The organism is Paenibacillus amylolyticus (assembly GCF_036894225.1).
In the GTDB taxonomy this organism is placed as follows: domain Bacteria; phylum Bacillota; class Bacilli; order Paenibacillales; family Paenibacillaceae; genus Paenibacillus; species Paenibacillus amylolyticus.
In genome coordinates, this window is sequence record NZ_CP145892.1 from 720,371 (window position 1) to 732,710 (window position 12,340).

At 47.9% G+C, this 12,340-nt stretch carries 10 protein-coding genes; 8 read left to right on the top strand and 2 right to left on the bottom strand.

From position 1 onward, the window contains the following. Positions 1-195: 195 nt before the first annotated feature. Positions 196-1,701 (top strand): MDR family MFS transporter, encoded by a 1,506-nt coding sequence (locus tag V6668_RS03365; protein ID WP_338708889.1) that lies wholly within the window; start codon positions 196-198, stop codon positions 1,699-1,701. 459 nt (positions 1,702-2,160) lie between these two features. Here V6668_RS03365 and V6668_RS03370 read toward each other — a convergent pair whose 3' ends face one another. Beyond that, positions 2,161-2,622, bottom strand: a complete 462-nt coding sequence (locus V6668_RS03370; RefSeq protein WP_017690799.1) for a MarR family winged helix-turn-helix transcriptional regulator — start codon at positions 2,620-2,622, stop codon at positions 2,161-2,163. Between the two features lie 506 nt (positions 2,623-3,128). Here V6668_RS03370 and V6668_RS03375 point away from each other — a divergent pair. The 7 genes from V6668_RS03375 to V6668_RS03405 all read left to right on the top strand — a co-directional run bounded on the left by V6668_RS03375 (position 3,129) and on the right by V6668_RS03405 (position 10,590). Continuing rightward, positions 3,129-4,460: an MFS transporter gene (locus tag V6668_RS03375; RefSeq protein ID WP_338707701.1), complete on the top strand. Its 1,332-nt coding sequence runs from the start codon at positions 3,129-3,131 to the stop codon at positions 4,458-4,460. A 207-nt stretch (positions 4,461-4,667) separates the two neighbouring features. Further along, on the top strand, positions 4,668-6,017 hold the full coding sequence (locus V6668_RS03380) for a hypothetical protein (RefSeq protein WP_338707702.1): 1,350 nt from the start codon (positions 4,668-4,670) through the stop codon (positions 6,015-6,017). A 47-nt stretch (positions 6,018-6,064) separates the two neighbouring features. Beyond that, positions 6,065-7,630 carry a hypothetical protein gene (locus V6668_RS03385; RefSeq protein ID WP_338707703.1) on the top strand — a complete coding sequence of 522 codons (1,566 nt, stop codon included), beginning with the start codon at positions 6,065-6,067 and terminating at the stop codon, positions 7,628-7,630. Positions 7,631-7,841: 211 nt separating this feature from the next. Continuing rightward, positions 7,842-7,997 carry a hypothetical protein gene (locus V6668_RS03390; protein ID WP_036668267.1) on the top strand — a complete coding sequence of 52 codons (156 nt, stop codon included), beginning with the start codon at positions 7,842-7,844 and terminating at the stop codon, positions 7,995-7,997. 96 nt (positions 7,998-8,093) lie between these two features. Then, positions 8,094-8,825 carry an ABC transporter ATP-binding protein gene (locus V6668_RS03395; protein ID WP_338707704.1) on the top strand — a complete coding sequence of 244 codons (732 nt, stop codon included), beginning with the start codon at positions 8,094-8,096 and terminating at the stop codon, positions 8,823-8,825. Between the two features lie 21 nt (positions 8,826-8,846). Further along, positions 8,847-10,094 carry an ABC transporter permease gene (locus tag V6668_RS03400; protein WP_338707705.1) on the top strand — a complete coding sequence of 416 codons (1,248 nt, stop codon included), beginning with the start codon at positions 8,847-8,849 and terminating at the stop codon, positions 10,092-10,094. Positions 10,095-10,206: 112 nt separating this feature from the next. Next, complete coding sequence (locus V6668_RS03405) at positions 10,207-10,590, top strand: hypothetical protein (RefSeq protein ID WP_053061432.1); 384 nt, start codon at positions 10,207-10,209, stop codon at positions 10,588-10,590. Positions 10,591-10,952: 362 nt separating this feature from the next. Here V6668_RS03405 and V6668_RS03410 read toward each other — a convergent pair whose 3' ends face one another. Then, a complete protein-coding gene (locus tag V6668_RS03410) occupies positions 10,953-12,221 on the bottom strand; it encodes an NAD(P)/FAD-dependent oxidoreductase (protein WP_338707706.1) in 1,269 nt (422 codons plus the stop codon). Positions 12,222-12,340: the final 119 nt, after the last annotated feature.

The window sequence follows — 12,340 nt, forward strand, 5'->3', positions numbered from 1 at the left end:
ATTTAAAGCTTTCTGAAAGAAAGCTACACCGGAAGCATACGCTATCACCGGATTTCTCCTTTGGAGAGGAGAAGAAAAAATCTGGGGATAACAGCGATCGGAAGCTTGTTCTGATTCGTAGTAGAGGTGTAAATTAACGTACCAATTATATAGAGAAACGAAGAGAGAAGGGTTTGTGTGAATGCAACTGGAGGTTTGAAGCGCAGTTTCATTTTGACGGGGCTGTTGCTCGCGACATTTCTGTCAGCGATTGAAGGCACCGTAATTGGTCCGGCAGGGCCGACCATTGTCAGTGAGCTGGGGAGTGTACAGCTGCTGAGCTGGATTTTCACCGCATACCTGTTGACGATGGCTGTGAGTACGCCCATTTTCGGTAAAATCAGTGACTTGTATGGACGAAAGCCTGTATTTCTGATTGGCTGTGCCTTATTTTTACTGGGTTCACTCTTGTGCTGTCTGTCGCAGAACATGGAGCAATTGATTATTTTCCGTGCTATACAGGGGATTGGTGCGGGTGCAGTAGTTCCTGTTACATTTACGATTATTGGGGATATCTACGCCATTGAAGAACGTGGCAAAATCCAGGGCTGGATTAGCTCCGTGTGGGGCATTTCTTCTCTGGCTGGACCGCTGCTTGGAGGTTATTTTGTAGACAATCTCGGCTGGCAGTGGATCTTTGGTTTTAATGTGCCGTTTGGTCTGCTCGCGATGTGGTTTGTATTTCGTTATCTGAAGGAAGATATCTCTCCGCGCACGGCCAAAATTGACTATGTCGGTGCGCTGACCTTCACGGTGGGTATTACCGCATTGTTATTTGTCCTGTCGGCGGGTGGGCAGTATTATGCCTGGAGTTCTCCGTTGATTGTTGTGCTGAGTGTGGTCGCCGCTCTGTTTATTATTTTATTTTTTGTGGTGGAAAAAAGAGCTCAGGCCCCTATGGTTCCACTACATTTGTTCCGAATTCGGGACATCCGTGTGGCGAATATCGCTGGACTGCTGACCAGTACTTTGATGATCGGCCTGACCAGTTATTTGCCGCTCTGGGTGCAGGGGGTTCGGGGAGGTAATGCAACGGAATCCGGGCTGCTGCTCGCGCCGATGTCGGTGGGTTGGCTCATTGGTAGTGTGTTGGCAGGCCGCCTGTTGATGAAAATTGGATCACGTATGACCGCATTGATTGGATTAACCGGAATTGCGATTGGATCGGGTGGACTCTTTCTGGTGGGCGGGACATCCCCGCAGGCCGTGCTATTTGTATTGACCTTTATTTATGGTCTCGGCTTCGGATTTGCGTTTACAATCTTCACCATTATTGCGCAGTCGTCTGTAGGGTATAAGGAGCGTGGCTCCTCTACGGCACTACATACGTTCATGCGTACGTTGGGACAGACGATTGGTGCAGCGGCTTTTGGCACGTGGTTGAATTATCGGATCTCCACGTTATCCAGTGAGCAGAATCTGGCGGAAGCCGGAATTTCGGAAAATGATCTGAACGAGCTTCTCGCTCCACATACGGATGCTGCCCTATCGGATGACAAATGGGCGTTGCTGCGTAACGTTTTGGAAGGAAGCTTGCATTCCCTGTTTGTGATCATGTTTGTCATTGCACTGGTCTCGTGGGTAACGACGCTTGCTCTACGCAAACGTTTGATCGTACCCGAAGATGCAGATGCTCCACGGCAGCCACAAGGCTCAAAGTAAATGTGGATGTATACGGAAAACCGGATTCGCCGATGTCAGGCAAATCCGGTTATTTTTGTTGATGGCACATGTGCAGTGGATTAGAGTATATTTTCAAACTCAGGCAAGTGATACGTTGGGGGATGTCCGGGTCTAAAGCATTTTGAAGTACAGGCTGGCTGATCCTGGTGAATCGTCCAGACGAATTTCTAAGGAACGGAGGACGTCTTATTTGACCTTCTGCTCCTCTTTCTCAATTGTAAGGAACATGAGACAACTTATTTCCCGAAATAACCTGAAAAACACGTTGTAAACGGCTGTTTATTCAAAGATAGCGTGTGTCAGATTCCTTAAAATGCTGCGAGCGCTTCAGACCCCTGAATAAGACGTCACAGGTTCGTTAGCGTTAGCGCTCCCGCTCCATAGCTGCTCCAGTACATTCTGTTCCGCTCCGGCTTTCGACAGGTTTGAAGATACGCTCTAGCTGCTCGCTGATAAACGGTCTGCAGAATGTGCAAGCCTTCCCAAGAGTTCGGACAGCAATTCCTTGTCTTCCTCACTTAGTCCACTTACCGCCCGATCAATCTTCAACGCATAGCCTGGATAGATGTCATCCATGGTGCGCTGTCCTTCTTCGGTCAGTTCCACAAAGATGATACGTCTGTCTTGCGGACAATGTTTGCGGTGTAACAATCCTTTTTGCTCCAGCTTATCGATCACATAGGTCACATTACCACTTTGCAGCAGAAGTTGTGCGCCAACCTGTTGAATCGGCTGAGCTCCTTTCATATATAACACTTCGAGCACCCCGTACGCGGTGGGGTTGAAGCCATGCACTTTGCTTCCGGATACAGCGTGTTCATTCACGCTCTTGAATGTCTGGGCCAAGGTGCGGTACAGATGAAGTGAACGTTCGGTTCCGATTTCTTGTAATTCCAGCATGCTGATCCCGCCTTTTCAGATTAGTTTATAAGTTGAAATGATAAAGTTACAACCTACCACTACGAGGACAGAATAACCTTCCAATCACTGTTATCCCCAGATTTTTTGAAATATTCTTCAAAGGTAAAATCCGGTGATAGCGTATGCTTCCGATGGAGCTTTCTTTCAGAAAGCTTTTAGGTGAACGCTTCGCTTTTTCAGGTTATTTCTGTCCTCTCCGTTATGCTGTTCATGTAAAAGAGTATTTCAACTTATATGAGTTGGTTATTTATGTTTGACGATTCAGGTTGTCGCCATGGTTTAATTGTAAACTTCTATTTCTACGAAAAACATGCGATATGTCACAAGATTTGCATTTTTAGCATTTAAAATTTGATCATTCATCATGCTGAAAAATCATCCTTCAGATGTCGCTTTTTCTCCGCCTCTGGCAGGAGGTCGAGTAGAGGGCTGCTCTATATAATGAGTTCATACTATGAATTGGAATATAATGGAGGAGAAGAAGGATGACAAGTGATTTAACGTTTGAAGGACAACGACCACTGAAGAATAACCGATCTTTTGTAACATTGATGGTGGCACAGGGCATTTCCAATCTGGGTGATTGGCTGCATCTACTCGCAATTCTGACCCTCGTGGGTATCCGCTGGAATGCAACGCCATGGGAGATTACATTTGTCACACTTTCCGCAGCACTCCCCATTCTGTTGACAGGGCCATTCGCAGGCACGCTTGCAGATCGCCTGAACCGAAAATGGCTGATGATTGTAGCCGATGGTGCACGGATCATCATCGTGGGTGCGTTAATTTTTGCTGATCAGATCTGGCACGTCTACATACTGCTTGTCCTCAAATCCCTGTTTGATGTAATCTTCTCTCCGGCCAAAAACGGAAAGCTGAAGGAAATTGTACCTCGCGAACAGCTTGCCCAAGCTGTATCCATCAGCTCGGTGATCGAACAGATGTCCAAAATTATTGGTCCGGCGCTTGGCGGACTTTTGGTAGCCGCTTTTGGCATTACCTGGTGTTTTGTTCTCGATTCAGCGTCTTTTCTGATCTCCGGCATCATTTTATTGTGGATTCCTGGAACTCGGGTGATCCAAACCGCAATTCATAACGTAACAGAAGTAGAGGAAGAGACAGCTGGGGATGTTCGCAACCGCTCAAAAGACTCTTTTTGGAAAGAAACACTGGAGGGTATCCGCATGCTCGCATCTCTCCCTCATGTAGGAACGTCTCTGATTTTGCTTGCTTCAGCCATACTTTTTCTGCAATTTGCCGATTCACAGACTGTGGTGTTATTCAGACAACTTCCCGGAATTTCAACTGATCTGCTGGGATGGTGCGTGGCAGCAAGTGGCGCAGGTACATTAATTGCAGCGATGAGTGTACGGAAGTGGAAGCATGCAGGGCATGTTTTGAAAATGGGTCTGGGTACCACACTTATGGGTCTGGTTATCGGAGGAGCCGGAGTTATTGTTGGGATTTGGCCGCACGTCGGGCTAGGTGCCAATCTGTTGTTAGTATCCCTCTTTGCCCTGGCAGGTGTCGGAATTGGGTTTGCGATTGTCCCCTTTCAGATCCTGTTGCAGGAACAGACACCTGAGGCGATGACAGGCAGGGTATTTGGAACGGTAGGCAGCGTGATGACAGCCAGTAATATTATGGGCCCGGTGGTAGGCGGATTTATGGTCACCTCATTTGGTGTAGTGCCGGCTTTTGTCTGTTCAGGCATTTTGATGACCCTGCTTGGTTTGATTTATTTGATGAAACGTAGCGGGGAAAAAGCCGATTTGACTGGCTCCATTGAAGCCAAGACGATGATTGCAGGCGACTGAAAACAGGCCGGATCTGCTCAGGTTAGAACAGTTGAAATGAAGGTTTGAATTTACTTCAAATTTTAAGTTTATGATTATAAAGCGTTTGAGTAAACGCCTTCACGTTTAATGAGGAACAGGCAGAAATCCCTGTATTCTAATTATTCCTAGGGGAAAACTCATATGCCTTGTCCCACCAACGCATTAGCGGAAAGGGGGTGAAGCAACTTGAATGTAAAGTTACCAAAATCGATTGTGCGTCTTGGAAGCATACCACTGGCAATACTTGCCGGGACTTTGATGCTGGGGTTCGGATCATCACATGTATACGCAGACGAGGCTCAGGTATCTTCTGAAAAACCTTCCAGCGGATTGTCGCTCAGTTTGTTTTCACGTGATTCGGATGGCGGGTTGAATCTGACTCCGTCAGTATCGGTATCCACACCACTGCTGGATGTTGAAGTTCCGTCGATCAAAGCGAATGAATCGACAGGTAAGCTGAGTGTATCTGAGCTGAAAGTAGATACACCGCTTGGATCGGCCGGAACATCAGAGATTGGGGTTGATGCGAAGAAGGGAACCGTCGAACTGCCGTCTGTACAGGCGGATACACCGGTGATCAAAGCCGATGTATCAAGCAGTCAGGTGAACCTCAACGAAGGTACAGCTTCCTTGCCTGGCGTTACCGCAGAGGTACCCGAGGTGATCAAGGCAGAGACGTCTGCTGTGAAAACAGATCTTCGGCAGGGCAAGGTTGAATTACCTTCCGTGAAGGTGGATGTACCTGAAGTTACTTCGGTCAATATCTCTTCATCCCGTGTGGATCTGAATAAGGGAAATGTCCAGCTGCCATCTGTGGAAGCAGAAGTTCCAGTTGTAGACGTATCCACTGAACTCAATCCTGATCAGGAAAAGGTGGAGATTCCAAGTGTGAAGCTGGAACCGCCTGTAGTCACTCCAGAAAAGCCGACGCTCGTCAAAACACCGAATGTTGAAATTTCCAATACGAGTGCACTCGCAGATCCTGTTTCACCACAGAACAACGAGGAAGGACAGGACGCAATACAGGTTACGGGTAAAGTGATGGAGGTCACCCCGGAACCAGTAGTACGTCCAGAACAACCTGTTGTCCCGCAGGCATTGCCTATGGAAGGAACCGATCTGACGCAGGATTCCGATGTTAATGCAGGTTTGCCTGATAACGAGTTATTCCTCGTAGATCAGATAACTGCTAAACCAGCTGTCACTGAACAAGTGCAGAGTAACAAGGAAGCCGATCTGAAACAAGATAATGCTGATGCAACATCTCCATTGCAACCTCGCACAGAACGACCAACAAGTTGGTCTGTTGCAGCAACTTCTCCCGGAGCAGCTAATGCTTCCGCAGGGACAAACTCCGGTTCGTCCGGTGTAACTGGAGGTGGAGCAACCGCTCCAGCCGCTGCACTTCCGGGAGCAGCAACAGGTCTGGTTACGCCAGATTACGATTTTGCCTTCCGAATGGAACGGCTCGATGGGTTCAGTCAATGGTCACAGGCACCACCTGGGCGGCCGCCGCAATATACCTCTTTCTCATAGGCAACAATGGCGTTAATTCAACCAAAATTGAGAAGGAGTGTATAATCATGAAAAAAGTGAATCGTTGGGTAAAATTGTCGGTATTGTCGGGTACGTTGGTGGCTGGATTGCTGGGAGCTTCGCAGGCAACTTACGCAGATAGCTATAGCAATAATAGCAGTGGTAATCTGGATCTAAATGCAGGTTTGCGCCTGGAACTGGGATCTCTTCTGTCAGGACACCGTGACACAGGTTACGGTAACCATGGGAGCTACGGAGGTTCATCCAGTGCAACTGGAGCATTGAATCTGGATCTTGGCCTTAACGCCGGCTTATCTTCCGAGAGTATGAACCGTTACAATGATCGTTCTTCCGACCACACAGTTGAGCGTAGCAGTTCTGGCAAGCTGGGCCTTGGCCTGAATGCCAATGTGTCGGGAGAAGGTACAACGATGAGCGACTATTCAAGAGGCGGCGATGATCGGAACGTGAACACCAGCTACGCGAGTGAAAGCCGTGGAGCACTGGGTCTTGGTCTGAACGTGAATGCCGAAGGAGAGAGTGCAACGATGGCTCAATCCGAGCGCAACAGCAACGTGAATGACCGTGAGCGTAACACGAACAGTAGCTATGCCAGTGAAAGCCGTGGCGCACTGGATCTCGGTCTGAATGCAAAAGTCGAAGGAGAGAGTGCAACGATGACTCAATCCGAACGCAATAACAGCGTGAAAGACGGCGAGCGTAATGTGAACAGCAGCTATGCGAGCGAAAGCCGTGGAGCACTGGATCTAGGTCTGAACGCAAAAGCAGAAGGAGAGAGTGCAACGATGGCTCAATCTGAACGCACTAACAGCGTGAAAGACGGCGAGCGTAACACGAACAGTAGCTATGCGAGCGAAAGCCGTGGAGCACTGGATCTGGGTCTGAACGCGAATGCCGAAGGAGAGAGTGCAACGATGGCTCAATCTGAACGCAACAACAGCGTGAAAGACAGCGAGCGTAACGACAACAGTAGCTATGCGAGCGAAAGCCGCGGCGCACTGGATCTCGGTCTGAACGCGAATGCAGAAGGAGAGGGTGCAACGATGACTCAATCCGAACGCAACAACAGCGTGAAAGACAGCGAGCGTAACGTAAACAGTAGCACTGCGAGTGAAAGCCGTGGAGCGCTGGATCTTGGTCTGAACGCCAAAGCCGAAGGAGAGAGTGCAACAATGGCTCAATCCGAACGCACTAACAGCGTGAAAGACAATGAGCGTACCGTGAACAGCAGCTATGCAAGCGAAAGTCGCAGAGCACTGGATCTGGGTCTGAACGCGAAAGCGGAAAGTGAGAGTGCGACTTGGACTCAATCTGAACGCAACAACAGCGTGAAAGACAGCGAGCGTACCGTGAACAGCAGCTATGCGAGCGAAAGCCGCGGCGCACTGAATCTGGGTCTGAACGCGAAAGCGGAGGGAGAGAGTGCAACATGGACTCAATCTGAACGCAACAGCAACGTGAAAGACAGCGAGCGTCACGACAACAGCAGCTATGCGAATGAAAGCCGCGGAGCACTGGATCTGGATCTGAACGTGGATGCGGATGCGGATGCAGAGAGTGAAACTACATCTGTGGTGGAGACAAATCGGTAATATGAGATTTTCACTTTAATATGAAGAAGCAGGGGCTCCGGAACCCCTGCTTCTTTTTATTATAAAAATGGGGAGATTATTATTAAAAAGTCTGCAAAAGTTAATTTGCCTAACGGAATTAGTAGTGATTTTATGGATACATTGGCTGATGTGATGGGTGATTATGATCAAACCTTGAAAGGTCTCAAGGATAGGTGAGTATGACCCGGTATTGAGTATTCAAGAGGTTATTGCGATCAACGACGCTATGATTAAGCGTTACAGTCCTGGAGAGCAGATTGGAGTTAAAGATTCTGGTCTGCTTGAATCTGCTGTTGTAAGAGCACAATCATCAGCTTTTGGTAACGAAGCCTACCCATCTATATAGAAATGCTCAAAATGATCAAACACACAGCCCGCAACTCGATTACAATAAAACATAAAGAATGAAATAAACACCCGATTAGAACAGGGAGTGAATGATATGGGAACGGAATATAAAAGCACGGAAGTACAGGAGTCCATATTGGACGTACATATTACAGAGGCAGGATACGAGCCGGGACAATCGACCATACGCAATATTCGAATGAATGTGGCGCGAGGAGAGCTTGTAGGTATTATCGGACCAAATGGTGCGGGCAAAAGTACCACAATCAAAACGCTTCTTGGTCTGCTGGAACATGCGAACTATGAAGTTACGATTGGCGGAGATGGTCGTTATGCTTATATTCCGGAGCAACCGGTTTTTTATGAATATATGACACTATGGGAACATCTTGATCTGGCCGCAGCGGCGTATGAAATGGAGGAAGAAGCTTTTGTTGCCCGAGCGGAGGAACTGTTGGTTCGTTTCGGTATGGACCACGTTCGGAATGATCTTCCAGCCAGTTTCTCAAAGGGCATGCGGCAGAAAATGATGTTGATGATCGGATTTCTGTCTTCGCCGGATATTTATATTGTGGACGAGCCGTTCATCGGACTGGACCCTCGTGCAACCAAGGATTTTCTAAAATTACTTGATGATGAACGTCGCCGCGGCGCGGGTGTGCTTATGTCTACGCATGTACTGGATACCGCTGAACGAATCTGCGACCGGTTTATTCTGATTGCTTCGGGCAGATCTGCTGCCGAGGGAACATTGGATGAGATCCGTGAAGTGGCAGGATTGCCGGAAGCCTCTTTGTTTGACTGTTTTGATGTACTGACGTCTTAGATAGAGAGAGGGTGAGAGAGAATGGAAACTTCCCAGTGTTATACCCCACTTCGTTTATACAGACGAAGACGCAAAGAGCATTTCAAGGAACAGATGAAAAATCTCAGACTCGTCGTGGATTGGACAGTGTGGGTATACCTGCTTGTTCCGGGTCTGCTCTATCTGATTGGATGGTACACGAGTCTGTGGACCAAACCGCTGCCTGCATGGGCGACAGGATTACCGCTCCCCGTACTGACTGGGCTGATCGACGTGGTTATGCTTACCGGTGGTGTGTTGATATTTGTGGAGGAAGCGGATGTATTGTTTTTGAAATCAAGACCGTTGTGGATGCGAACACTAATGAGGCAAGGGCTCTACCGGTCCTGTCTGCAACATCTGGGCAAAATGATCCTGATTACAGCGCTGACCGCACCCCTGTGGTCCCGTGTCTATGAGATGTCGAATCTCCAGATTGCACTTATGGCTGTCTGGTTTGGTGCGGTAGCTTCATTCCAAGCCATAACACTACATATGACGAAGGTTCGACATACTGGATGGCGACGCTGGATTCAGATGATCCCTCTCGTCATTGGCATAGGTTACATGACCATTCATGCGACATCATGGATGCATGGACAGACGTGGAAAATCAGTTTTGGAATCGTAATTATCATGCTTCTTCTAATTACAGTTGGACAGATGAGGCTATTGATGAAGGGAACGTTTGAAGGGGATGTGCGGGAGGATCTGCGGAGCAGGCTGCAGCTTACAGCTCTAATGTTAAGCCGGGCGGTGAGCAAGCCGAAAGCCCCACGAACACGGTCCATCATCTTCCGTAAACCGCGTAAACTGTTACGTAATCGTTCCATCGCGAATCGGACAGCGGAGATTGCATTCAAGGCATTTTTCCGAAACTCGGCCACGATGAAATTGTATCTGCAGCTTGGCGGACTATCCATCGCAGCAGTTGCATTACCACCTTTTCCGGTCAATGTCATTGTGTGTGCGTTATTAATCATCATGTTGACGGTGATGTTTTATCGTTCCTGGGATGTTTTTGCCACGTCCGACTATGTTCAGCTTATAACGTATGACACGGAGGCGCTGCATCTTGCAGGTTCAATGATGGTTCGGATGTTGTTTGTCCCGATTGGTATTCTTATGGGATTCACGCTGGGATTGGCCTGGCTCGGCTGGATCGTCGGTATTCTGACAGCTGCAGGTGCGGTGGCCTTCGGACTCTGCGTCTTATCTATTGCCGGATGGGTCCGGCTGACCCGGGGCTAAAGGAATTCCTTTCTAATTCGGAGCATATCGTGCGCTATATCTGCCCATGCTATAGAAGAAGAATCTCATCTATGGATGATGAGAGATTAGCTGTAGCAAGGAGGAAGAGAAGATGATGGATAATAGCGAACTACAGGTGCACTTTTCAGACGATTCAGCGTTGAATGCCGCCAGGGCAACCTTGGAGGAATTGGGATATAAGCCGTATCAGTCCGGCCCGCTGGAACTGTACATCCCCACAGATCGCCAAGATCCTCAGTCTGCCGTAGAGATTGTACAATCTCATGGAGGAAGTGCCGTGTTTGCCTCGCAAACGGAAGAACTGGATCAGTTTCAGAATATATCGATTCCGGCTCATCTCGTGAATGAAGACTGGCATGAGGGTTATGCGAGCCAAAACCAGGGAAGCCAGACGGAGCAAGGCAGACATAACTATAGCGATGACCCGACATACGATGATTCGGCTGATGGATTCTCAGGCAGTGTGAAAGCATAGAAGCATCACAAGCTAAGAGCAGTTGGAGCCAATTTTTCTAAAATGGAACAATGCCCAAAAACCCCGATCGTCCACAATAGTGGATATCGGGTTTTTTTGCATCTGAGCTAATTCATTATCGGGTTAAAAGGTGTAATACCTAGTAGTGAGAGTTCAAAAGTTCGGTTCTCAGTACCGAGAAGATGGAATGAAGATAGAAATGGAGTAGCGGAGCGTAGGAAAACTACGTGAGCAACTACAATGTTTCTGAAGGAAACATACTTCGTAAGCATCAACCTATTTCGGCTGAATTTCATATTCGATGCTGATGATGCCATTAGGCATGATTCGTAATCAAAAGCGGACTTTTTGAACAACCTCTATTATGATGTAACGTGTTTATATTCAGCCGCATGCATGCCAGCCGTATATCCCGTGGAGAATGCAGCGGTGATATTATACCCTCCGGTGTAGCCGTGAATATCCAAAACTTCACCGCAAAAGAATAGTCCAGGCAGCAGCTTGGATTCCATTGTTTTTGGGTATATCTCCTTTAAGTGGATTCCTCCCCCAGTAACAAAGGCTTCTTTGAGCGATCTTGTTCCGTCTGCACGGAAGGTAAAAGCTTTCATTAGCCCACACAAGTTGCTTAACATACCTTTGGGGAAATGGTGGAACGTGAGGTCATCGCTGATCTCTGCCCGTTTCATCATTAAGGGAATCATACGTTCAGGAACCCATGTTTTTAAAATATTTTTGACAGCTTTGCGGGACTCTTGTTCCAATACTTGTTGCACCTGTGCTTCCAAGGCACCTGGGGAGAGCTCCGGGAACAGATCAATGCTCATAATGACCTGTGGGTTTCCAGACTTCATCTGAACCTTGCGGATAAATTGGCTGCAGCGCAGTGCAACCGGTCCTGACACGCCAAAATGCGTGAAGATCATATCCCCGCGATGAGAGATGACTGTTTTTCCTTTGGCATCTACTACGGATAGAGCGATATCCCTTAAAGACAAACCTTGCAGTTCTTTAGACTGAATCCAACTCTCTCCAGACACAATGGGCACTTCGGTCGGATATAACTCCGTTATCGTGTGACCCGCAGCCTCAGCCCAAGGATAACCATCTCCGGTAGATCCCGTTTGGGGTACGGACTTGCCGCCGGTAGCGATGATGACAGAGCGCCCAAGAATGGTTTTACCGGATATCAATTTAACACCTTGTATCTGCTGACCATTCTGAATAATTTCCTTGACCGGTTCTTTGGTGCGAATCTCAACGCCGAGGGAGACAATCTTGCCAACCAGCGCATCCACAACTGTTTTCGCTTTATCGGTTACAGGGAACATTCTGCCGTTGTCTTCTTCTTTCAGGGCAATTCCGAGATTCTCGAAGAAACGCATGATTCCCTGGTTGTCCAAATTTTGAAACGAACTATATAAAAAGCGTCCATTACCCGGAATATGTCGGATGAGTTCATCCGTTTCCTTGGCATTGGTTACATTGCATCGACCTCCGCCAGAGATGCCGAGTTTACGACCCAGTTGATCTCCTTTATCCAGCAGAAGCACGGAGGCTCCATGCTCGGCAGCAGCAACGCAAGCCATCAGGCCCGCAGATCCACCACCAATTACAATGACATCATACATATGTTATTACCCTCTTTTTTCATTGATTTTGTCTGTTTTACGAAAAATGTGTCTACTCCTGGCTTTTTCTGAAATATAATGGAGTTATGAGCAGTTCTATTGTGCAGTCTTAAGGGATA

Coding starts and splice junctions, on each gene's coding strand:
- V6668_RS03395 (WP_338707704.1), top strand. CDS start 8,094: ATGGGAACGGAATATAAAAGCACGGAAGTACAGGAGTCCATATTGGAC.
- V6668_RS03370 (WP_017690799.1), bottom strand. CDS start 2,622: ATGCTGGAATTACAAGAAATCGGAACCGAACGTTCACTTCATCTGTAC.
- V6668_RS03405 (WP_053061432.1), top strand. CDS start 10,207: ATGATGGATAATAGCGAACTACAGGTGCACTTTTCAGACGATTCAGCG.
- V6668_RS03400 (WP_338707705.1), top strand. CDS start 8,847: ATGGAAACTTCCCAGTGTTATACCCCACTTCGTTTATACAGACGAAGA.
- V6668_RS03375 (WP_338707701.1), top strand. CDS start 3,129: ATGACAAGTGATTTAACGTTTGAAGGACAACGACCACTGAAGAATAAC.
- V6668_RS03385 (WP_338707703.1), top strand. CDS start 6,065: ATGAAAAAAGTGAATCGTTGGGTAAAATTGTCGGTATTGTCGGGTACG.
- V6668_RS03410 (WP_338707706.1), bottom strand. CDS start 12,221: ATGTATGATGTCATTGTAATTGGTGGTGGATCTGCGGGCCTGATGGCT.